We start from the raw sequence: 21,297 nt of genomic DNA on the forward strand, positions 1-21,297 counted from the left end.
TGAATTTTGGCAAGATTGTTACCCACACAATTCAAAGAATCGCGCGGCATGTCGAATTCCGTCGCGCTTGAACGCCTCGGATTCGGCAGCTTCTTCGTCTACGCCCCACAGTTCGATCTGCCAGCTCTCATCAATCCGTGACAGTTCAAACCCCGCATCGACGCCGATCCGCCCGCGCGCTATCGCCAACCCCAACACCAAAGACCCTGAAATCGCAACAAGGTCATGGAAGGCCGCCAACTGAAACGGGCTCATTGCATGCACGGCCTGTGCCAGACGTGCTTGGCATTCAATTGGTTGTTCTACCGGCATTATGCCTTGGGTTGGCGTCAGTTTGGCACTGAATTCTGCCTCGGCCCAATCCAAGAGCGGGTCCCAGGCGGCGCATTGACGGGCCACCAATTCCTGCGGCGCCTCGGCGCGATAGCACAATAAATCAGACCCACCATAGGCCGCCAGCATATCGGCTACCGCCGTAAACTGCGGCGTTACCTTATCCAGCGCCGAATTGGCTGTACGGGTAAAAGGCATGGTTTCGGGTTTGATTTTTGTCTCTTGCGCTTGCCACTCTGCCGCGACCGCCTCGGCCAAGGCTTGGCTTGGCACCCAGAATGGGGTTTTGGCTGGCGTTTTCAGCCCGCGCCCATCCAAAGACACGCTAAAGCCTTCGCCACTGGCAACGACTTCGGCTTGTTTCCAAAACCGCTTTGGGGCCCATCCGCTCATGCATCGCCTCCGAACGGGTCGGCAGGAACGTCATTGACACCCCAATCCAGCGCTTTCCACGTCCGCTCCATATGGTCGGGCAAGGGTGCGGTAAAGGTCATCATTTTCTTTGTGATCGGGTGCTCGATCGTCAAAGACCGCGCATGGAGGTGCAGCTTTTTGCTGATCTCGCCGCCGATTGACGCGCCCCAGCCATCGCCTTGGTTTTCACTACCCGAGCCTCCATATTTCCCATCACCAAGAATTGGATGGCCCATTTCAGCCATATGCGCGCGCAACTGGTGGGTGCGGCCCGTTACAGGCTCTAGCGCCATCCAAGATAGGCGGGTGCCAAGGAACCAAAGCACAAAGAAATCGGTGTGGGCCCGCTTGGCATCTGGGTAGTCGCCCATTTTGGCGGGGTGAATGCAAACCATCTTTTCGCCTTCGCCACCACGGCCACGCCCGCCCGCCTTCATCAACCCGTATTTGATGGACCCTTTGCGCGGATGAGGCACACCGGCCACCGCTGCCCAGTAAATCTTGCGCGTGTTGCGATGGCGCAGCGCCTCGGACAGTGCGCGTGCAACGCGGTCGGTGCGGGCCAGCATCAAGAGGCCAGAGGTACCTTTGTCCAAGCGATGCACCAACTTGGGTCGGTCTTTATACCCGAATTTCAGCGCCTCGGTCAGTCCGTCAACATGCCGATCCCCCTGCCCCGAGCCGCCTTGGCTGGGCAGCCCCGGTGGCTTGTTGATGATGATCAGATGCTCATCCTTAAAGATCACACAATTCTGGATCATTTTGGTATCAGCGGCCGAAACGCCGTCTTTGACCGGCCGCGACGGCGCATCACCTGTCGGCAAAGGCGGCACACGGATTTCGGCCCCCGGTGCCACACGGTCCGAGGCCTTGGCCCGCCCACCATTCACCCGCACTTGCCCCGTTCGGCACATCTTTTCAACCGCGCCTTGGGTCAAATGTGGAAAACGACGCTTGAACCAACGGTCCAGCCGCTGCTCGCCTTCATCCACAGAAACAGTCAGCAATTTCACATCGCTCATGCCAGTAATCCCCGCATTGTTAACACGCCCAAAACCAGCGCGATGATTGATAAAACAACCGATCCGGCCACATAAGCCCCCGCAAGGGCGATCTGGCCGCGTTCCCAAATGGTAAACGCATCAAGCGAAAAGGCCGAAAATGTCGTGAAGCCACCCAACAGACCTGTCATTAAAAACGGCGCAAAACGGGTGCCGCCTTTGTGTGCCAGCACCACGACCAGTACACCCATCAGGAACGAACCCGCGACATTCACGATAATCGTGCCATACGGAAACCCCGGCCCAATTGCGCGCATCACCGCAACATTGGTCAAGAAACGGGCCGAGGCACCGATAGCGCCACCAAGGGCAACTTGAAGAAGGGTAAATATCATTGGCGTTATCTGGTCTTGAACGGCGGTTTTGTCAACCAGACAAGGGGCGGCGTACAAAGCCTACCCGCCCTGACGTTTTGCCCGCAGCTTGGCAAAGTATTCTATCCGCTTTTTCAGCTCTCGCTCGAATCCACGTTCGGGGGGCATGTACCAGACCGGCCGCTTCATCGTTTCAGGGAAATAGTTTTGCCCGGAAAACCCGTCTTCGGCATCATGGTCATAGGCATAACCGCTGCCATAGCCGATGTCTTTCATCATCTTAGTCGGCGCGTTCAGGATGTGCTTTGGCGGCGGCTCTGAGCCGGTCTGCTTGGCCGCAGCGCGCGCGGCCTTATAGGCCACATATACCCCGTTCGATTTCGGGGCGAGCGCGAGGTAAACAAGTGCCTGCGCCAGCGCCAATTCGCCCTCGGGGCTGCCGAGCCGTTCATAGGTTTGCCAGCTTTGCAGGCAAACGTCTTGCGCTTGTGGGTCGGCCAGACCGATATCCTCTACCGCCATACGCGTGATGCGGCGGGCCAGAAACCGCGGGTCTTCGCCGCCTTCCAGCATCCGCGCGAACCAATACAGTGCTGCATCCGGGTCTGACCCACGCACCGATTTGTGCAAGGCCGAAATCAGGTTGTAATGCTCTTCGCCCGATTTATCGTATTTCGCTGCCCGCCGCATCAGGCGTTGCGACAGTTGATCGCGGGTCAGATGCCCGTCCACCTTCCACGCCGACACCTGCTCGATCAAGTTCAACAACGCGCGGCCATCACCGTCGGCCATCTCCAGCATCGCCTCGCGCGCCTCACCCTTCAGCGGCAACGCGCGACCCAGTTCTTTCTCGGCCCGCTGCGCCAGCAGCTCTAGGTCAATCAGGGTTAGCCGCTCCAGTACAATCACCTGCGAGCGCGACAAAAGCGCTGCGTTCAGTTCAAAGCTGGGATTTTCGGTTGTGGCGCCAACCAAAAGGATGGTGCCATCCTCCATATAAGGCAAAAACCCGTCTTGCTGCGCTTTGTTAAATCGGTGGATCTCATCCACAAACAGCAAGGTTCCGCGCCCGTTTTGTCGCCGCAGCTTGGCCGCCTCGAACACTTTGCGCAGATCAGGGACGCCGGTAAAAATGGCCGATATCTGGACAAAAGCCAGATCGGTTTCATCTGCAAGCAGCCGGGCGATGGTCGTTTTACCCACCCCCGGCGGGCCCCAAAAGACCAAAGACGACAAAGACCCTGCGGCCAGCATCGAACCCAAAGGCCCGTCAGCCGCCAATACGCGCGCCTGCCCGATCACTTCGGCCAGTTTACGCGGGCGCAAACGGTCGGCCAAGGGGCGCGGCCCTTCGGTATTCGGCGCGGGGGTTTGGTCGAAAAGATCGCTCATAGGGGCAAGACTACGCCTTTTCCCAAAGGTAAGAAAGCGCGATCACAGCCGGAACCGCAGGCGCAGCAACTGCCCGCCCCGCAATAGATCCATCGCCCAACCGCGCCCACCGCGCGCAGCCACTGCCCGCACGTCCTCGGTTGATTGAACCTCGACGCCATTTATCCCAAGCACAATATCGCCGACCACCATCCCGGCCCTTGTCAGCGGACCTTCAACAGCGGTGATCACGACACCTTGCGCAGAAAGTGGCAACCCCAGCGTTGCAATCAGATCGGGGTCGATCATGGCAACAGACAGGCCTGCCAACCCGCCTTCAGTCACAGGCACTTCATTCCGGTTTTCGGATTTTGGCGCCGTGCTCAGCGCTACCTCCACCTCTCGGGTTTGACCACCTCTCACGAATGTCACCTTGACCGTCTTGCCGATACCCGCCACTGCAAGCCGGAACATGATCTCTTGCGGGCTGTTCACATCAGCCCCACCCAACTGCGTGACAACGTCGCCCGGCACCAGCCCAGCCTTGCCAAAGGGGCTTTCGGGATGCAACTCATCCAAAACGACACCGATGGGCCGGTCCATCCCCAAGGCCTCTGCCATTTGCGCATCCACGGTTTGGCCGGATACACCCGCCCAAGGCCGCATAAAGTGATCATTGCCAGACGCGGCTTGCGCCATCACTTGTGCCACCAGATCCGACGGGATGGCAAAGCCGACACCGTTCGACCCACCCGATTTGGTGATGATCGCCGAGTTGATGCCAATCAGCCGCCCCGCCATATCGATCAAGGCCCCGCCTGAATTGCCGGGGTTCACCGGTGCATCGGTCTGGATGAAATAACCGCGGCCCAACGACACCGAAGACCGCGCCAAGCCAGACACAATGCCGCTGGAAACAGTCTGCCCCACACCGAACGGGTTGCCTATCGCCAGAACCAGTTCGCCAACCTCGACATTGTCGCTTTCCCTCAGCGGCAGATAGGGCAGCGCATGCGCCCCTTCGACCCGCAGCAAGGCAAGATCACTCTCTTCATCGGCCATGATCACGGTCGCCACAAATTCACGACGGTCAGCCAGAACCACACGAATATCGGTAGCGCCACCGACCACGTGATAATTCGACATTACCAACCCATCAGCTGACAAAACGACACCAGAGCCCAGCGAGTTTTGAACACGTTGGGTGGGCTTGCCAAAACTCTGGGCAAATTGTTCAAAGAACGGATCACCTGCAAACGGGCTTTCACGCCCTTCGATCACGCGCTTTGCATAGATATTCACCACTGCCGGGGCCGCCTTCTGGACCAGCGGCGCAAAAGACAGCGCAATCTGGGCCTGTGTTTCAGGCACCTCTTGGGCCATAGCTCCTAGCGGTAGCAGGCCAATACAAAAGGCGACAATAGCGTGTTTGATGGGCATCATCCTGGCTCCATTCCGTGGTGTCCACCGCTTGACATGCGCTAACGACAACCGCTCTGCAACATTTTCGCAATCTGACAGGTCAACTTTCACATACCCACTGGGACGCCCTAAGCCGACCCGACACATAGTCGTGATATGCCAAATATTTGGACAACTACCAGCAAAGAAAAAAGGCCCACCAAGGAAGGTGGGCCTTTTAGAACTGTCCGGCGCGAAAATTTATTCTGCGTCTTCAGCCAAGACACGGGCTTTGTCAGCTGCGCCTTTTGCATTTGGGTCACGATCAACGAATTCGATGATCGCCATTGGCGCCATGTCACCATAACGGAAACCGGCTTTCAATACGCGTACGTAGCCGCCTTGACGGTCTTTGTAGCGTGGGCCAAGAATTTCGAACAAGCGGGCCACATACTGGTCCTGCTTCAACTGCGCTGCGGCCTGACGGCGTGCGTGCAGATCGCCACGCTTTGCCAAAGTGATCAGCTTTTCAATGATCGGGCGCAGTTCTTTTGCCTTAGGCAAAGTTGTTTTGATTTGCTCATGCTCGATGAGCGAGCCGCACATGTTCGCGAACAGCGCTTTGCGGTGTTCATGTGTACGGTTTAGACGGCGGTAACCACGAGAGTGACGCATAGTAATCTCCTAAAGTCGCGTTTTGCTTTGTCCGGCAGCCCTCGAATGGGCCACTCACCTTGGGGCAGTATGCCCATGTTTCCCCGGCATTTCCGGGCATTTCAGCGGTGCGCCAAGCCTTTCCGCAGGCGGGCTTTGGCGCACCGTAACTTTTAGAACTGGTCTTCGAAACGCTTGGCCAGATCTTCGATGTTCTCTGGCGGCCAGTCTTCGACATCCATACCGAGGTGCAGCGCCATACCCGACAGCACTTCCTTGATTTCGTTCAAGGACTTGCGGCCAAAGTTTGGTGTACGCAGCATTTCGGCTTCGGTTTTCTGGATCAGATCGCCGATGTAAACGATGTTGTCGTTCTTCAGGCAGTTCGCCGAACGCACCGAAAGCTCCAGCTCGTCGACTTTCTTCAGCAGCAACGGGTTGAATTCCAACCCATCATCTACATCCGAACGTGTCGCCGATTCAGGCTCGTCAAAGTTTACAAAGATCGACAGCTGGTCCTGCAAAATCCGCGCGGCATAGGCCACGGCGTCATCTGGCGTCAAAGAACCATCAGTTTCGATTTTCATCGTCAGCTTGTCATAGTCAAGAACCTGACCTTCACGGGTCGGCTGCACTTCGTAGCTGACTTTTTTCACTGGCGAATAGATCGCATCAATCGGGATCAACCCGATCGGCGCATCTTCCGGCCGGTTTTTGTCAGCCGAAACATAGCCTTTGCCGGTGTTTACGGTCAGTTCCATGAACACGTCGGCACCATCGTCAAGGTGGCAGATTACGTGGCCTTTGTTCAAAACTTCGACGCCTGCGATTTCCGAAATGTCGCCTGCAGTCACAACGCCCGGACCTTTTGCCGAAATCGACAGGCGCTTTGGCCCTTCAATGTCCATGCGCAGGCTAACGCCTTTCAGGTTCAGAACCATGTCGGTCACGTCTTCACGAACGCCGGCAACCGACGAGAACTCGTGCAATACGTTGTCGATTTGAACGGACGTGATCGCAGCACCTTGCAGCGACGACATCAGAACGCGGCGCAGCGCGTTGCCCAGCGTCAGGCCAAAGCCACGCTCCAGCGGTTCGGCAATAACAGTTGCGGTCCGCGACGCGTCAGGGCCGGGGTTAACCACCAGCTGCGTCGGCTTAATCAATTCGGCCCAATTTTTGTGGATCATGCGTATAGCCTCCATACTTGTCTTCTGCCCATGTCCCTAAGCAGTCGACGCCCGAGGATGTAGAAATGCCGAAACCGGGCCGCGCGCAAATAGCGCCCGGCCCGGCAGGATAGATAAACCTTAAACGCGACGGCGCTTGGGTGGGCGGCAGCCGTTGTGCGCCATCGGGGTCACATCACGGATCGAAGTGATGTTCAAACCGGCAGCGGCCAGTGCGCGCAGTGCAGATTCACGGCCCGAACCTGGGCCCTGCACTTCAACTTCCAGCGTTTTCACGCCATGCTCTTGCGCTTTACGCGCTGCATCTTCAGCAGCCATCTGGGCAGCATAAGGAGTCGATTTACGCGACCCTTTAAAGCCCATAGTGCCCGAAGACGACCAGGAGATTGCGTTGCCCTGAACGTCAGAGATCAGGATCTTTGTGTTGTTGAACGAAGAATTCACATGCGCAACGCCAGCGGCGATGTTTTTGCGTTCCTTACGCTTCATACGGGTCTTATCGCGTGCCATTATTCAACGCCCCCTTATTTCTTCTTACCAGCAATAGCCTTTGCAGGGCCTTTGCGAGTACGTGCGTTGGTGTGAGTACGCTGACCACGAACGGGCAAGCCGCGACGGTGACGCAGGCCGCGATAGCAGCCAAGGTCCATCAAACGCTTGATGTTCATCGAGATTTCACGGCGCAAGTCACCTTCTACGGTGAAGTTGGCGTCGATATGTTCGCGGATCGCAAGCACTTCGGCATCCGAAAGCTCGTTAACGCGACGGGTACGGTCGATACCAACAGCTTCGCAGATCATCTCTGCAGTGTGGGAACCGATCCCGGTGATATAGGTCAATGCGATGGGGACACGTTTCCCCGTCGGAATGTTTACGCCAGCAATACGAGCCACGCGCGCTTCCTTTCGTTGCGGTTCCGTTATGCCAGAACCTTTTTTCACAACCCAAAGACGGCGCATCCGCCTTTGATGTCTCGTTAGCAATTTTAGAGAATCTCAAATGCCAGAACGATTCCCTTACGGGACGCCGTGCAATATGGCCTTTTGCCCTGCCCGTCAAGTGTGACGGGCAGAAATCTTTCAGGTATCAAGCACCGATGCGATCGAGGCCGCCACAACTTCCATTGGGGCCAATCCGTCTACCGAATGCAAATCCCCTTTGGCATAGTAGTAGCCAATCAAGGGCGAAGTCTTTTTATAATACTCCATCAACCGTGTACGCAGGGCATCGGCATTGTCATCAGCGCGGCGCTGCATGTTGTCCGAGCCGCAATGATCACAAACACCCGCGGTTTTTGTAGGCTTGGTATCGTCATGATAAACTTCACCACAATTGCCACAAGTGAAGCGGCCGGTGATCCGCGCAACCAACGCGGCGTCATCCACCTGCATCTCGATCACGGCGTCCAAGGTCTGGCCGACTTCGGCCATCAAAGCGGCCAAGGCGTCTGCCTGCGCCAAGGTGCGCGGAAATCCATCAAAGATGAACCCACCGCCAGCAGCCCCGGTCAGCTTTTCACGGATCAAACCGATCACGATCTCATCCGTGACCAGTTCGCCCCGCGCCATAACCTCGGCCACTTTGCGCCCCATCTCAGAGCCCGAAGTCTTGGCCTCGCGCAGCATGTCACCGGTTGACAGCTGCACCATGCCCCGCGCTTCGACCAGCTTTTTGGCCTGCGTCCCTTTTCCTGCCCCAGGGGGCCCCAATAGAATGATATTGGCCATCCGCCCCCCTTAACGCCGCGATGGCGCTGCTTTACCACGCTTTTTGCCACGCAATTGCGACTTTTCAATCAGGCCTTCGTATTGATGGGCCAGCAGGTGCGATTGCACTTGGTTGATTGTATCCATCGTCACCGACACAACGATCAGAACCGACGTGCCGCCAAAATAGAAGGGAATCCCCAGTTGGTGGCGCAGGATTTCTGGCAACAAGCACACCAAGGCAAGGTAGGCAGCACCAAGCACCAAGACACGGTTCACAACATATTCAAGGTAATCCTCGGTCTTTTTACCGGGACGGATTCCGGGAACAAAACCGTTCTGGCTTTTCAGGTTCTCTGCGACTTCATCCACCTTAAACGCCACGTTATGCGTATAGAAATAGGCGAAGAACACGATCATCGCGACAAAGAACAGCAGATAGAGCGGCTGCCCTGGCCCGAAATAGGCCAGAATGGTCGACATGATAGGGCCGGTTTGGGCGCCCGAAAATGTCGAGATTGTCATTGGCAGCAGCAGCAAGCTTGACGCAAAGATCGCAGGAATAACACCAGCGGGGTTAACCTTGACAGGCAAATGGCTGGAGCCACCATCGTAGACTTTCATCCCGACCTGACGGCGGGGGTATTGAATATGGATCTTGCGCAAAGCACGCTCCATAAACACCACAAAGGCAATCACGACGACGACCATGACCAGCACGCCAACAATCACCGCGGGCGAAAGCGCACCCGATTGGCCTTGTGTAAAGAACTGCGCCAAAGCCGCCGGAATTTCAGCAACAATACCAACAAAGATGATCAGCGAGATGCCGTTGCCGATACCGCGCGCAGTGATCTGCTCACCCAACCACATCAGGAACATCGTGCCGCCGACCAAAGTGATCATGCAAGACGCAATGAAATACCAACCGGGCGTGGTTACCAAATCACCGCTCTGCAAGCTGACAGCAATGCCATAGGCCTGGAACGAGGCCAGGGCCACAGTGCCGTAGCGGGTATATTGGTTGATCTTTTTCTGCCCTTGCTGGCCTTCTTTTTTCAGCTGCTCCAGCCGCGGCACCATCGATGTCAGCAATTGCACGATGATCGAGGCCGAAATGTAGGGCATGATCCCCAGCGCAAAAATACCCATGCGCTTGATTGCGCCGCCGGTAAACATGTTCAACATGCCACCGATACCGCCGCTGATCTGCTCCATAAAGTTTTTCAGAGCCGTCCCATCAATCCCTGGCACGGGAATATAGGTCCCGATCCGGTAAACGATCAGCAAGCCGATCGTGAAAAAGATACGTTGGCGCAGGTCGGTCGCCTTACCCAGCGCCCCCCAGCTCAGGTTGGCCGCCATTTGTTCCGCAGCTGAAGCCATGGTTAAATTTCTCCACAGGCGCTAAAGGAAGCGCCGCCAAACCGTTTTCCGGTCGGCGGCGCGAGAAAACTTATTAGGGATGTAAGCCGTCTTTACGCGGCTCACAACCTCTTATTCAGCTGCAGCCGCTACTGGTGCCGCAACTGTGAGGCTGCCACCAGCTTTTGCTACCGCTTCAATGGCCGATGCAGACGCGCCCGTGACGATGATCGTCGCTTTGGCTTTCAATTCGCCTTTGGCCAGAACGCGGATACCGTCCAGTTTTTGCTTGGTCAGACCGGCAGCGATGATCGCATCTTCGGTGATGTCGGCAGTTGCGTCCAGCTTGCCAAGGTCGATGAATTTCTGGATCAGGCCCAGGTTCACAACCGAGTAATGCTTTGCATTCGGCTTGGTAAAGCCACGCTTTGGCAGGCGGCGATACAGCGGCATTTGCCCGCCTTCGTAACCACCAATAGCCACGCCCGAACGCGATTTCTGACCTTTGATACCACGGCCAGCGGTCTTACCCTTGCCCGAACCCGGACCACGCGCTACGCGCTTTTGCTTCTTGGCTGCGCCCGGATTGTCGGAAAGTTGATTCAGTTTCATGTCGCTTCTCCTATTGCCGGATGTGGCCCCCAGCGACGGGAGCGGCCAAACGCGGCGTTTCTTGATTCTATGGGACCATCAGTGGCCACTGGGGGCGTATAGACGGTGCCTACTATGGATTCAAGTGTTAGTATCTGCAAAACCAATGGTAGCAATTGCGAGCCCTAATGAAAGTACTTTACAACGAGACGCTTGATTGGATGGACCAACAAATACTTATTTTCTTTTCACAGGTCCCCAATCCTCGTCCAATCCCCAAACAGAATAGCTTTGCGCTCCGCTTCGTAGAGCAAACAATCGAACAAGCTATAATCCAGAAACTAGTACGTATAGTCAGCGGACTAAGGGCATCAAACTTGCTATTGGAAACAGGTTTTATTCAAGAACAAGCTGCACTTAGTCGTATAGTAAATGAACTGCAGGACGATGTTTGCTTTCTGGCTATTGCTTCGCTCCAACAAACCGCTCCAAAAATACTGACGCAATACCTTGAAGCATTTTATGCTGAAGAAAAAACTATTGAGCAGTGGAGAGCTAAAGAGCGAGTCGTTGGGCGCAATCAAGTGCCCAGAAGGAAAATCCTGAAATTCATCGCGGATCATTCAGGGCCACAACAAGGAGATCTAAACTCAGACTCCGCAATCGTAGTAGGCCATGCTTTCTCGGGATACGTTCATGGCGCTTCGCCTCATATCATGGAGATGTTTGACCACGTTAACAATTGCTTCAGAACTGACGCGTGGCCGGAAAACCCTTTTCGTCGGGGCCAAGAACAAGATATTTGGAACTATTACCACCGAGGAATTATAGCGTTTGCGTTAGCTACAAAGGCCTTTGGGCATGATGGTACGATGGAACACGCTATGGCGTATCTTGATTATTTTGAGAGAAAATCAACAAGACGTTAGTTTGTTTAAAATGACGCCCCGCAGTTTCCTACGGGGCGCCTAAAACTCGCATAGGGTGGGGTTGCCCCCCAACCCTACTTAACCACGCTCTTCGATGATCTGAACAAGATGCGGGATCTTGTTAACCATGCCACGCACGGAAGGTGTATCTTCCAGTTCGCGGGTGCGGTTCATTTTGTTCAGGCCAAGACCTTTCAGGGTAGCCGTCTGGATCGCTGGGCGACGGGCAGCCGACGCTACCTGCTTAACAACGATGGTTTTTTTCACGTCAGCCATGATCAAGCCTCCACAGTTTCAGCAGGGGCTTCCGACTTGGTGCCCAGAATCTCGGCCACTTTCTTGCCGCGACGCTGCGCAACCTGACGTGGGCTGGTTTCTTGCTTCAAGCCATCAATGGTCGCACGGATCATGTTGTAAGGGTTCTGCGATCCGATGGATTTCGCCACCACGTCCTGCAGGCCCAACATTTCAAACACAGCACGCATCGGACCACCGGCAATGATACCAGTACCTGGTACAGCGGTACGCATAACCACTTTACCGGCGCCATGACGGCCTTCCATGTCGTGGTGAAGCGTGCGACTGTCTTTCAACGGCACACGGATCATCTGACGCTTGGCCTGCTCGGTTGCCTTACGAATGGCCTCCGGCACTTCCTTGGCTTTACCTTTGCCAAAACCGACGCGGCCTTTTTGGTCGCCAACAACCACAAGGGCTGCGAAACCAAAGCGCTTACCGCCTTTTACAGTTTTGGAAACACGGTTGATCGCGACTAGGCGATCTGCGAATTCCGGGGTCTCTTCGCGGCCACCGCGATTGTCCCGACGGTTATCTTCTCTTGCCATTAGGCATTCCTCGTATAGTGCGCGGAGCCCGCGCCATATGAACCAATCCTGGTGGGCATTGCCCCCGGATCATCGGGGTGGCGCGAACGCCACCCGCTGATTTTAGAACTTCAGGCCACCTTCACGGGCAGCCTCGGCCAAAGCCTTGATCTTACCGTGAAACAGGAAGCCGCCACGGTCAAAGTAACATACTTCGACCCCAGCCTTTTTCGCCCGCTCGGCAATCGTCGCACCAACTTTCGTCGCCGCTTCGACGTTGTTCTTGCCTACGAAGCCAAGACCCTTTTCGAGGGTCGAAGCCGCAGCCAAAGTAACGCCGTTTACGTCGTCGATCAGCTGGACGCTGATGTTCTTGCTGGACCGATGAACTGACAAGCGCGCACGCCCGTTTGCCATCGCCTTGAGTTTGTTCCGTACGCGCAAGCGGCGCTTGAGGAACAGCTGTCGTTTTGTGTTCGCCATTTCTACGCCCCTTACTTCTTCTTGCCTTCTTTGCGGAATACGAATTCACCCTTGTAGCGGATGCCTTTGCCTTTATAGGGCTCAGGCTTGCGCCATTCACGGATGTTCGCAGCGACTTGGCCAACCAACTGTTGGTCCATGCCTTCCACAACGATTTCTGTTTGCTTCGGAGCCGTGACAGTCACGCCTTCCGGAACGTCGAAGTTGACTTCGTGGCTATAGCCAAGCGACAGCTTCAGAACATTGCCGGCCATCGCAGCACGATAACCAACACCCTGAATCTCAAGCTCTTTCTTGAAGCCTGTGGTCACACCAGTCACCAGGTTTTCAACCTGGGAACGGGTCATACCCCACTGCTGACGTGCACGCTTGGACGTACCGCGCGGCTTAACCGTCACAGCGTTGTCTTCAATCGTAATTGTCACGTCGTCTGTTGCTGTGAAGGAACGGGTCCCTTTCGGGCCTTTCACTTCAACTGTCTGGCCGGACAAGGTTGCCGAAACACCCTTTACCAGTTCGACCGGTTTTTTACCAATACGAGACATCTTGCCCTCCTTAGAACACGGTGCAGAGCACTTCGCCACCAACATTGGCGGAACGTGCAGCTGCATCGGACATGACGCCTTTCGGCGTGGAGACAATTGAAACACCAAGGCCGTTACGAACCGAAGGAATGTCCTTCGATGCCATATAAACCCGGCGCCCCGGCTTAGACACACGCTTCAAGTCACGAATGACCGGCGTGCCTTCAAAGTATTTCAGGCTGATTGTGATTTCGCCCTGACCGTCAGCGGTCTCAGCTTTTTCATAACCACGGATGTAGCCTTCAGAGGCCAACACATCCAGAACCCATGCGCGCAGCTTGGAAGCAGGCGTCTTAACGGTCGATTTGCCACGCATCTGCGCATTGCGAATACGTGTCAGCATATCGCCGATAGGATCGTTCATCATCATCGTGAGACCTCCTTACCAGCTGGATTTAACCATGCCGGGGATCTGGCCGAACGAGGCCAAATCACGCAGCATGATGCGCGAAAGTTTAAGCTTGCGATAATACGCATGCGGACGACCCGTCAATTGGCAGCGGTTGTGCATGCGCACAGCCGAACCGTTGCGGGGCAGCGATGCCAATTTTAAAGTCGCTTTAAAGCGCTCTTCGACTGGCAGCTCTTGGTTGTAGATCACCGCTTTCAACGCAGCGCGCTTGGAAGCATCACGTGCCACCAGCTTTGCGCGTTTCACTTCGCGGTTTACCATGGATTTCTTAGCCATATCTCTAGTCCTCCCGCTTACGCTGTGAAGGGCATGTTGAAATTCTTCAACAGTGCCTTCGCTTCCGCGTCGGTTTTCGCGGTGGTGCAGATGATGATGTCCATACCCAGAACTTCGTCCACTTGGTCGAAGTTGATTTCCGGGAACACGATCTGTTCTTTCAGACCCATGGCGTAGTTGCCACGGCCGTCGAACGAGGTCGGCTTCACACCGCGGAAGTCGCGCACGCGCGGCAGAGCGATGGTGATCAGACGATCAAGGAATTCGTACATTTTGTCGCCGCGCAAAGTCACTTTGCAGCCAAGCGGCATTTCTTCACGCACGCGGAAACCAGCGATGGATTTCTTTGCATGGGTGACAACAGCCTTTTGACCAGCGATCTGGGTCAGCTCTTCAGCTGCCTTTTTCACTTTTTTGGTGTCTTTTACAGCTTCGCCAACGCCCATGTTGATCACGATCTTATCAAGACGCGGGATCATCATGTCGTTTTTATAGCCGAATTCGGTTTTCAAGGCAGCGCGAACGGTGTCCTTGTAAACGCCCTTCAGACGCGGGGTATAGTTTGCTTGGTCGAGCATCAGATTGCATCCCCCGTGGTCTTGGCAAAACGCACTTTCTTGTCGCCTTCCATACGGAAACCAACGCGGGTTGCTTTGCCCTTGGCATCCAGCAATGCAAGGTTCGACAACTGGATCGGCATCGCTTTGGAAACGCGGCCGCCCTGGTTGCCCTGGCTTTGCTTGGTGTGACGGATGGCCATGTTGATGCCATCCACAACAGCTTTACCAGCCTCAGGGTTCACAGACGAAATCTCGCCCTCTTTACCCTTGTCTTTGCCGGTCAGCACGACGACTTTGTCGCCTTTTTTAAGTTTCGCAGCCATCAGAGCACCTCCGGAGCCAGCGAGATGATTTTCATGAAGTTCTTCGCGCGAAGTTCACGTACCACTGGCCCGAAAATACGGGTGCCAACGGGCTCACCTTGGTTGTTCAAAATGACTGCAGCGTTGCGGTCAAAGCGAATGGAAGTGCCGTCTTCACGGCGGACTTCTTTGGCGGTACGAACGACGACGGCTTTACGCACGTCACCTTTCTTAACACGACCGCGCGGAATGGCTTCTTTCACCGACACTACAATAATGTCGCCGACCGAAGCATACCGACGGTGCGAACCGCCCAGAACCTTAATGCACTGAACACGGCGAGCGCCGCTGTTGTCAGCAACATCCAGGTTGGTCTGCATCTGGATCATTTGGTTTCTCCCGACCTTTGGGGCTCATCCCCAGGGTTTCGTAAATGGGCTTTGGGTGGCAGAACGCTTACGCGTCCAGAACCACCGTCCAGCGTTTCGTTTTCGAAATTGGCGCACACTCTTCAATACGAACAGTATCACCAACCTTGAATTGGTTGTTTGCGTCGTGCGCCCGGTACTTCTTGGACTTACGAACGGTCTTGTGGAACAGCGGGTGCTTAAAGCGACGCTCAACCGATACAGTGATTGTCTGGTTGTTCTGGTCGCCGGTTACGGTGCCTTGCAGGATGCGTTTTGGCATAATTCAGGCCCCCTTAGTTCGCTGCGGCGGCTTCAGCCGCCTTTTGGTTCAATACCGTCATGATACGTGCAACGTCACGACGGACGGCACGCATACGCGCGGTGTTTTCAAGCTGGCCAGTGGCCTGCTGAAAACGCAGGTTGAATGCTTCTTTCTTCAACGCGACCAAGCTGTCACGCAGCTGGTCAGGCGTTTTCGCCTTTAGTTCAGTGGCGTTCATGCGCCGTTCCTTTTCTACATCACCGGAGGGCCCGTTAGGGTTACCCTTTGCCCAGTGGAGTCAATGACAAACCAACGAATCCGGTCGCCCAGATTCGTTGGATGGGTCCGTATAGGGGGATGCCACCCGAAGGGCAAGACCCAAGTTCAGATAGTTCGTCCTTGCCTGCTTAGCCGCGAAACCAAAAGGCCCCGCTGTTTCCAGCGGGGCCTCATGTCTAGGGTGTGCTTCAGCGCACCCTGCTTACCAATCTTCGCGCTGAACGACGCGGGTCAGGACTGGAAGCTTCATCGCGCCAAGGCGCAGGGCCTCGCGTGCAATCACTTCCGAGACGCCGTCGATTTCAAACATGACGCGGCCAGGCTTAACCTTGGCTGCCCAATAATCGACAGAACCTTTACCTTTACCCATCCGCACTTCGGTCGGCTTGGACGATACTGGAACATCCGGGAAAATACGGATCCAAACACGGCCTTGACGCTTCATGTGGCGGGTGATCGCACGACGAGCAGCTTCGATCTGACGTGCAGTTACACGCTCTGGCTCGGTTGCTTTCAGGCCAAAGGTACCGAAGTTCAACAGAAAGCCGCCTTTGGCCTCGCCGCTGATCTTGCCTTTGAACTGTTTGCGGAACTTAGTCCGTTTAGGTTGCAGCATTGTTTTGCTCCCTTACGTGCGTTCGCGGCGCGGTTGACGCGGAACAGCGCCTTCCTGTGCCTCGGCGTGACGACGATCATGCGCTTGTGGATCATGTTCAAGAATTTCGCCTTTAAAGATCCAAACCTTAACACCGATGATACCATAAGCAGTGGTTGCTTCGTGGTGTGCATAGTCGATGTCAGCCCGCAGCGTGTGCAATGGAACGCGGCCTTCACGGTACCATTCGGTACGCGCGATTTCAGCGCCACCCAGACGGCCAGCCACGTTCACACGGATGCCCAAGGCCCCCATGCGCATCGCGTTCTGAACGCCACGCTTCATGGCACGACGGAAAGATACCCGGCGCTCCATTTGCTGTGCAATCGATTCAGCAACCAGTTTGGCATCCATCTCCGGCTTGCGGATCTCAACGATGTTGAGGTGCAATTCAGAGTCGGTGAACACGGTCAGCTTCTTGCGAAGCGTCTCGATGTCAGCGCCTTTTTTGCCAATGATAACGCCCGGACGTGCGGTGTGAATGGTCACACGGCACTTTTTGTGCGGACGTTCGATGATAACTTTCGAAACGCCAGCCTGCATGCATTCTTTGTGAATGAACTCGCGCATGCGCAGATCTTCCAGCAACAGGTTGCCGTAATCTTTGCTTTCCGCGAACCAGCGGCTGTCCCAGGTACGGTTAACCTGGAGGCGCATACCGATCGGATTGACCTTCTGACCCATTATGCGGACTCCCCTTTTTGACGTACCAAAATCGTCAGCTGGCTGAACGGCTTCATGATCTTGCCGAAACGACCACGTGCGCGCGGACGCCCACGCTTCAACGTCAAGTTCTTACCGCAATATGCTTCAGCAACGATCAGCTCATCCACGTCAAGACCGTGGTTGTTTTCAGCGTTGGCGATAGCCGACTGCAGACACTTTTTCACGTCCTGAGCGATACGCTTTTTCGAGAAGGTGAGGTCGGCCAGAGCCTTGTCAACTTTCTTGCCGCGGATCAGACCAGCAACGAGGTTAAGCTTTTGCGGCGAGGTGCGAAGCATTTTGGCCAGAGCCATTGCTTCGTTGTCGGCCACGCGGCGCGGATTTTTTGCCTTGCCCATGACTTATTTCCTCTTAGCTTTTTTGTCGGCTGCGTGACCGTAGTAGGTCCGCGTTGGCGAATATTCACCAAACTTCTGGCCGATCATTTCTTCGGTCACGCTTACAGGAACGTGCTTTTTACCATTGTAGACGCCGAACGTCAGACCGACGAACTGCGGCAGAATGGTCGAACGACGCGACCAGATCTTGATCACTTCGTTTTTGCCAGCTTCGCGTGACTTCTCGGCCTTTTTCAGGACGTAGCCATCAACGAACGGGCCTTTCCAGATTGAACGTGCCATGGATTAGCGGCCCTTCTTCTTGGCGTGACGCGACCGCAAGATGTACTTGTCGGTGGTCTTGTTCGAACGGGTGCGGTTGCCCTTGGTGCCTTTGCCCCATGGAGTAACCGGGTGACGACCGCCCGAGGTACGGCCTTCGCCGCCGCCATGTGGGTGATCGATTGGGTTCATTGCCACACCGCGAACGGTTGGGCGGATGCCCTTGTGACGCATACGACCCGCTTTACCAAAGTTCTGGTTCGAGTGGTCAGCGTTGGAAACGGCACCAACCGTCGCCATGCATTCCTGACGGACCAGACGCAATTCGCCCGAAGACAAACGGATCTGGGCATAACCACCGTCACGGCCCACGAACTGCGCATATGTACCAGCTGCACGAGCGATCTGACCGCCCTTACCTGGTTTCATTTCGACGTTGTGAACGATCGTACCGATTGGCATGCCCGAAAACGGCATTGCGTTGCCCGGCTTAACGTCTGTTTTAGCGCCAGCAATGATGCTATCGCCAACAGCCAAACGCTGAGGAGCGAGGATGTAGTTAAGTGTACCATCCTCATATTTCACCAATGCGATGAACGCAGTACGGTTGGGGTCATACTCGATCCGCTCAACCACCGCCGCCATGTCGCGCTTGGTGCGTTTGAAATCTACGATACGGTAAAGGCGCTTTGCCCCACCGCCGTGGTGCCACATTGTAACACGTCCGGTGTTGTTCCGGCCACCCGACTTGGTCAAACCCTCAGTAAGGGCTTTGACCGGACGGCCTTTCCACAGCTCCGAACGGTCGATCAGAACCAACCCGCGTTGGCCAGGCGTCGTCGGTTTGTACGACTTGAGTGCCATGCTCTCTGTCTTCCGTTAGCTTGGGGGTCTGTTGATACAGACCCGGATTATAGGGCCCCGAAGGTCCCCGAAAACAATATCAAAGGCCCCGGAGCGAATCCGAGGCCGTTTGACATGGGGCGTCTTAGGTCAAAACCCCCGCCGCGTCCAGTGCCACTACTGCATTTAGGCAAAGTTTTCATGACAATTGCTGGCAGCCCCTTGCCACAAGGACGCGTGCAGCCCAGCCATGCCAAAAGGCCCCAGCTTTTGCAGGGGCCTTTCGTTACTTTCAAAGCACGAATGCTAGATCAAAGACCGGTCGACACGTCGATCGTGTTGCCTTCTTCAAGCGTCACATAGGCTTTTTTCTTGTCGGAACGAACGCCTGGGCGCCCTTTGAACCGCTTTACCTTGCCTTTGGTGATGGTCGTGTTCACGGCCTTCACTTTGACGCCAAAGACAGCTTCAACAGCTTCTTTGATCATTGGCTTGGTTGCGTCCATCGCCACTTGGAAAACAACGGCATTGGCTTCAGAAGCCATCGTTGCTTTTTCAGTGATGATCGGCTTGCGGATCACATCGTAATGGTTTGGTTTCACGCTCATTTGAAACGAGCCTCCAGTGCTTCGATACCTGCTTTGGTGATGACCAACTGGTCACGCTTCAGGATATCATAGACGTTTGCACCCATGCTTGGCAGAACATCAACAGTTTCAATGTTGCGTGCTGCAAGCGCGAAGTTACCGTCAATTTCGGCACCGTCGATGATCAGAACACGCTTCCAACCCAATTCCTTGACCATTTTGGCAAGGGAAGAGGTCTTGGCATCTGCCATCGTTGCTGCGTCCAGAATGATCAGCTCACCCGCTTTGGCTTTGGCCGAAAGCGCGTGACGCAAACCAAGCGCACGGAACTTCTTGGGCAGATCATGCGCATGGCTGCGCGGTGTCGGACCCTTGTAGATACCACCGTGACGGAAGATCGGCGCGCCTTTGTCACCGTGACGTGCGCCACCGGTGCCTTTTTGGCGGTAAATCTTCTTGGTCGAGTAACTTACGTCCGAACGACCCAGCGTCGAGTGTGTACCAGCTTGGGCTTTCGCCCGCTGCCAGCGCACAACACGGTGCAAGATGTCGGCGCGTGGCTCAAGACCAAACAGCGCATCATTCAGATCGATGGAACCGGCTTTGCCGCCGTCCAGCTTGATGACATCAGCCTTCATTGTTGTCGCCTCCTTCAGCTGGAGCATCCGTTGCTGCTGCTGCTTCCGCTGCTTCTTCGGCTGCTGCCGCTTCTGCTGCCAAAGCTGCTGCGCGTGCTGCTTCTTCTTCCGCTGCCGCTGCTGCTGCCGCTTCAGCCGCAGCTTTCGCTACTGCTGCTGCCGAACGCAATGCCGCCGGGAAGATCGCGTTCTCGGAAACGGCTTTCTTTACCGCGTCCTTGATCGTGACCCAACCACCTTTGGAACCGGGCACAGCGCCCCGAACCATGATGATCCCACGGTCGCTATCAGTTTTGATAACTTGCAGGTTTTGCGTGGTAATACGTGCCGAACCCATATGGCCCGCCATTTTCTTACCTTTGAAAACCTTGCCCGGATCCTGACACTGGCCGGTCGAACCGTGCGAACGGTGCGAAACCGACACACCGTGAGACGCCCGAAGACCCCCAAAGTTGTGACGCTTCATCGCACCTTGGAAACCTTTACCGATCGAGGTACCGGAAACATCAACATACTGACCCTCAAAATAGTGGTCAGCGATGATCTCTTCGCCCACGTCCAGCATGCAGTCCGGTGTGACGCGGAATTCAGCAATTTTACGCTTCGGCTCAACGTTCGCCTTGGCAAAATGGCCGCGCATCGCAGCAGTGGTCCGCTTGGCTTTGGCCAAACCAGCACCCAATTGAACGGCGGTATAACCGTCACGTTCAGCCGTACGCTGCGCCACAACCTGCAGGTTGTCGAGTTGAAGAACGGTCACAGGAATCTGCTTGCCGTCTTCGAGGAACAGCCGGGTCATTCCCAGCTTCTTTGCAATAACGCCAGAGCGCATAATCTGATGCCCCCCTTATACTTTGATTTCGACGTCAACACCGGCAGCGAGGTCGAGCTTCATCAGCGCGTCCACGGTCTGGGGTGTTGGATCGACGATATCGAGAAGACGCTTATGCGTACGGATTTCCCACTGGTCACGCGACTTTTTGTCGATGTGCGGACCACGGAGAACCGTGAATTTCTCAATTTTGTTTGGCAGCGGAATCGGACCGCGCACGGTGGCGCCAGTACGTTTCGCGGTGTTTACGATTTCCTGTGTGGACGCATCCAACACCCGGTAATCGAAGGCTTTCAGCCTGATACGGATCGTTTGACTTGACATAGTTATGTGCCCTTTAGGCTTGGCGGGAAATCAGGCCCGATGTTTCGCAACACCGGGCCCGACCCCTCTGCCAGTATAATTAAGCGATAATTTTCGATACCACGCCAGCGCCGACGGTACGGCCGCCTTCACGGATGGCGAAGCGCAGTTTTTCTTCCATAGCGATTGGGGCGATCAGTTCAACGTTGAACTTCAGGTTGTCGCCCGGCATCACCATTTCGGTGCCTTCCGGCAGCTCTACGGTGCCCGTCACGTCGGTCGTGCGGAAGTAGAACTGTGGACGGTAGTTCGCAAAGAATGGCGTGTGACGGCCACCTTCTTCTTTGGTCAGAATATAGGCTTCTGCTTCAAACTTGGTGTGCGGCTTAACCG

At 55.4% G+C, this 21,297-nt stretch carries 34 protein-coding genes; 1 reads left to right on the plus strand and 33 read right to left on the minus strand.

Annotation, left to right across the window (positions count from 1 at the left end; translation table 11 throughout):
* Positions 1–18 precede the first annotated feature (18 nt).
* From AKU79_RS14855 to rplO, 12 genes are all read right to left on the minus strand, one after another.
* The gene (locus AKU79_RS14855; protein ID WP_050524372.1) at positions 19–726 is read right to left on the minus strand and encodes an ATP12 family chaperone protein; all 708 of its coding nucleotides are present in this window, start codon (positions 724–726) and stop codon (positions 19–21) included.
* Positions 723–1,769, minus strand: a complete 1,047-nt coding sequence (locus AKU79_RS14860) for an RluA family pseudouridine synthase (RefSeq protein WP_050524373.1) — start codon at positions 1,767–1,769, stop codon at positions 723–725. The genes AKU79_RS14855 and AKU79_RS14860 overlap by 4 nt, the downstream gene beginning before the upstream one ends.
* Complete coding sequence (gene crcB, locus AKU79_RS14865) at positions 1,766–2,143, minus strand: fluoride efflux transporter CrcB (protein WP_050524404.1); 378 nt, start codon at positions 2,141–2,143, stop codon at positions 1,766–1,768. The genes AKU79_RS14860 and crcB overlap by 4 nt, the downstream gene beginning before the upstream one ends.
* A gap of 60 nt (positions 2,144–2,203) precedes the next feature.
* Entirely contained in the window at positions 2,204–3,514 is a 1,311-nt protein-coding gene (locus AKU79_RS14870) for a replication-associated recombination protein A (RefSeq protein ID WP_050524374.1), read from the minus strand.
* A gap of 42 nt (positions 3,515–3,556) precedes the next feature.
* Complete coding sequence (locus tag AKU79_RS14875; protein WP_156209794.1) at positions 3,557–4,927, minus strand: trypsin-like peptidase domain-containing protein; 1,371 nt, start codon at positions 4,925–4,927, stop codon at positions 3,557–3,559.
* A 228-nt stretch (positions 4,928–5,155) separates the two neighbouring features.
* Positions 5,156–5,569: a 50S ribosomal protein L17 gene (rplQ, locus tag AKU79_RS14880; protein ID WP_050524376.1), complete on the minus strand. Its 414-nt coding sequence runs from the start codon at positions 5,567–5,569 to the stop codon at positions 5,156–5,158.
* A 152-nt stretch (positions 5,570–5,721) separates the two neighbouring features.
* A complete protein-coding gene (locus AKU79_RS14885) occupies positions 5,722–6,738 on the minus strand; it encodes a DNA-directed RNA polymerase subunit alpha (RefSeq protein WP_050524377.1) in 1,017 nt (338 codons plus the stop codon).
* A gap of 120 nt (positions 6,739–6,858) precedes the next feature.
* Complete coding sequence (gene rpsK / locus AKU79_RS14890; RefSeq protein WP_050524378.1) at positions 6,859–7,248, minus strand: 30S ribosomal protein S11; 390 nt, start codon at positions 7,246–7,248, stop codon at positions 6,859–6,861.
* A 14-nt stretch (positions 7,249–7,262) separates the two neighbouring features.
* The gene (gene rpsM / locus AKU79_RS14895) at positions 7,263–7,631 is read right to left on the minus strand and encodes a 30S ribosomal protein S13 (protein WP_050524405.1); all 369 of its coding nucleotides are present in this window, start codon (positions 7,629–7,631) and stop codon (positions 7,263–7,265) included.
* Between the two features lie 186 nt (positions 7,632–7,817).
* Positions 7,818–8,465 (minus strand): adenylate kinase, encoded by a 648-nt coding sequence (locus AKU79_RS14900; RefSeq protein WP_050524379.1) that lies wholly within the window; start codon positions 8,463–8,465, stop codon positions 7,818–7,820.
* A gap of 9 nt (positions 8,466–8,474) precedes the next feature.
* Positions 8,475–9,830: a preprotein translocase subunit SecY gene (gene secY, locus AKU79_RS14905; RefSeq protein WP_050524380.1), complete on the minus strand. Its 1,356-nt coding sequence runs from the start codon at positions 9,828–9,830 to the stop codon at positions 8,475–8,477.
* 111 nt (positions 9,831–9,941) lie between these two features.
* Positions 9,942–10,421, minus strand: a complete 480-nt coding sequence (gene rplO / locus AKU79_RS14910; protein ID WP_050524381.1) for a 50S ribosomal protein L15 — start codon at positions 10,419–10,421, stop codon at positions 9,942–9,944.
* A gap of 167 nt (positions 10,422–10,588) precedes the next feature.
* On the opposite strand from rplO, the gene AKU79_RS14915 reads away from it, so the two are divergent.
* Complete coding sequence (locus AKU79_RS14915) at positions 10,589–11,329, plus strand: hypothetical protein (protein ID WP_050524382.1); 741 nt, start codon at positions 10,589–10,591, stop codon at positions 11,327–11,329.
* Between the two features lie 78 nt (positions 11,330–11,407).
* Here the strand turns inward: AKU79_RS14915 and rpmD are convergent, their stop codons facing one another.
* The 21 genes from rpmD to AKU79_RS15020 form a co-directional block, all read right to left on the minus strand.
* Positions 11,408–11,596: a 50S ribosomal protein L30 gene (rpmD, locus tag AKU79_RS14920; protein WP_050524406.1), complete on the minus strand. Its 189-nt coding sequence runs from the start codon at positions 11,594–11,596 to the stop codon at positions 11,408–11,410.
* 11 nt (positions 11,597–11,607) lie between these two features.
* On the minus strand, positions 11,608–12,174 hold the full coding sequence (gene rpsE / locus AKU79_RS14925) for a 30S ribosomal protein S5 (RefSeq protein WP_050524383.1): 567 nt from the start codon (positions 12,172–12,174) through the stop codon (positions 11,608–11,610).
* 102 nt (positions 12,175–12,276) lie between these two features.
* A complete protein-coding gene (gene rplR / locus AKU79_RS14930) occupies positions 12,277–12,636 on the minus strand; it encodes a 50S ribosomal protein L18 (RefSeq protein ID WP_050524384.1) in 360 nt (119 codons plus the stop codon).
* Between the two features lie 11 nt (positions 12,637–12,647).
* On the minus strand, positions 12,648–13,181 hold the full coding sequence (rplF, locus tag AKU79_RS14935) for a 50S ribosomal protein L6 (protein WP_050524385.1): 534 nt from the start codon (positions 13,179–13,181) through the stop codon (positions 12,648–12,650).
* Between the two features lie 10 nt (positions 13,182–13,191).
* Complete coding sequence (gene rpsH, locus AKU79_RS14940; RefSeq protein ID WP_022705620.1) at positions 13,192–13,590, minus strand: 30S ribosomal protein S8; 399 nt, start codon at positions 13,588–13,590, stop codon at positions 13,192–13,194.
* A 12-nt stretch (positions 13,591–13,602) separates the two neighbouring features.
* A complete protein-coding gene (gene rpsN / locus AKU79_RS14945; protein ID WP_050524386.1) occupies positions 13,603–13,908 on the minus strand; it encodes a 30S ribosomal protein S14 in 306 nt (101 codons plus the stop codon).
* A 17-nt stretch (positions 13,909–13,925) separates the two neighbouring features.
* Positions 13,926–14,486 carry a 50S ribosomal protein L5 gene (gene rplE / locus AKU79_RS14950; RefSeq protein WP_050524387.1) on the minus strand — a complete coding sequence of 187 codons (561 nt, stop codon included), beginning with the start codon at positions 14,484–14,486 and terminating at the stop codon, positions 13,926–13,928.
* Positions 14,486–14,791, minus strand: coding sequence for a 50S ribosomal protein L24 (rplX, locus tag AKU79_RS14955; RefSeq protein WP_050524388.1), 306 nt, complete (start codon positions 14,789–14,791; stop codon positions 14,486–14,488). The genes rplE and rplX overlap by 1 nt, the downstream gene beginning before the upstream one ends.
* Positions 14,791–15,159, minus strand: coding sequence for a 50S ribosomal protein L14 (gene rplN, locus AKU79_RS14960; protein WP_035714274.1), 369 nt, complete (start codon positions 15,157–15,159; stop codon positions 14,791–14,793). Before rplN ends, rplX begins: the two co-directional genes overlap by 1 nt.
* Before the next feature lie 67 nt (positions 15,160–15,226).
* Positions 15,227–15,460, minus strand: coding sequence for a 30S ribosomal protein S17 (rpsQ, locus tag AKU79_RS14965; RefSeq protein WP_022705625.1), 234 nt, complete (start codon positions 15,458–15,460; stop codon positions 15,227–15,229).
* Positions 15,461–15,473: 13 nt separating this feature from the next.
* The gene (gene rpmC, locus AKU79_RS14970; RefSeq protein WP_050524389.1) at positions 15,474–15,680 is read right to left on the minus strand and encodes a 50S ribosomal protein L29; all 207 of its coding nucleotides are present in this window, start codon (positions 15,678–15,680) and stop codon (positions 15,474–15,476) included.
* Positions 15,681–15,923: 243 nt separating this feature from the next.
* Positions 15,924–16,337: a 50S ribosomal protein L16 gene (gene rplP, locus AKU79_RS14975; RefSeq protein ID WP_050524390.1), complete on the minus strand. Its 414-nt coding sequence runs from the start codon at positions 16,335–16,337 to the stop codon at positions 15,924–15,926.
* A 12-nt stretch (positions 16,338–16,349) separates the two neighbouring features.
* Positions 16,350–17,060 carry a 30S ribosomal protein S3 gene (rpsC, locus tag AKU79_RS14980; RefSeq protein ID WP_050524391.1) on the minus strand — a complete coding sequence of 237 codons (711 nt, stop codon included), beginning with the start codon at positions 17,058–17,060 and terminating at the stop codon, positions 16,350–16,352.
* A complete protein-coding gene (rplV, locus tag AKU79_RS14985) occupies positions 17,060–17,440 on the minus strand; it encodes a 50S ribosomal protein L22 (RefSeq protein ID WP_050524392.1) in 381 nt (126 codons plus the stop codon). Before rplV ends, rpsC begins: the two co-directional genes overlap by 1 nt.
* 3 nt (positions 17,441–17,443) lie before the next feature.
* Positions 17,444–17,722 (minus strand): 30S ribosomal protein S19, encoded by a 279-nt coding sequence (gene rpsS, locus AKU79_RS14990; RefSeq protein ID WP_050524393.1) that lies wholly within the window; start codon positions 17,720–17,722, stop codon positions 17,444–17,446.
* A gap of 3 nt (positions 17,723–17,725) precedes the next feature.
* Entirely contained in the window at positions 17,726–18,565 is an 840-nt protein-coding gene (gene rplB, locus AKU79_RS14995; protein ID WP_050524394.1) for a 50S ribosomal protein L2, read from the minus strand.
* 290 nt (positions 18,566–18,855) lie between these two features.
* Positions 18,856–19,152, minus strand: a complete 297-nt coding sequence (locus AKU79_RS15000) for a 50S ribosomal protein L23 (protein ID WP_050524395.1) — start codon at positions 19,150–19,152, stop codon at positions 18,856–18,858.
* Positions 19,149–19,769, minus strand: a complete 621-nt coding sequence (gene rplD, locus AKU79_RS15005; RefSeq protein ID WP_050524396.1) for a 50S ribosomal protein L4 — start codon at positions 19,767–19,769, stop codon at positions 19,149–19,151. The genes AKU79_RS15000 and rplD overlap by 4 nt, the downstream gene beginning before the upstream one ends.
* Positions 19,759–20,604 carry a 50S ribosomal protein L3 gene (gene rplC / locus AKU79_RS15010; RefSeq protein ID WP_082224062.1) on the minus strand — a complete coding sequence of 282 codons (846 nt, stop codon included), beginning with the start codon at positions 20,602–20,604 and terminating at the stop codon, positions 19,759–19,761. The genes rplD and rplC overlap by 11 nt, the downstream gene beginning before the upstream one ends.
* A gap of 12 nt (positions 20,605–20,616) precedes the next feature.
* Positions 20,617–20,925 carry a 30S ribosomal protein S10 gene (gene rpsJ, locus AKU79_RS15015; RefSeq protein WP_050521166.1) on the minus strand — a complete coding sequence of 103 codons (309 nt, stop codon included), beginning with the start codon at positions 20,923–20,925 and terminating at the stop codon, positions 20,617–20,619.
* 79 nt (positions 20,926–21,004) lie between these two features.
* Positions 21,005–21,297, minus strand: a 293-nt coding sequence (locus tag AKU79_RS15020; protein ID WP_456238886.1) for an EF-Tu C-terminal domain-related protein, incomplete at its 5' end; no start/stop codon positions are given.

It is taken from the genome of Pseudorhodobacter wandonensis, from assembly GCF_001202035.1.
Taxonomy (GTDB): domain Bacteria; phylum Pseudomonadota; class Alphaproteobacteria; order Rhodobacterales; family Rhodobacteraceae; genus Pseudorhodobacter; species Pseudorhodobacter wandonensis.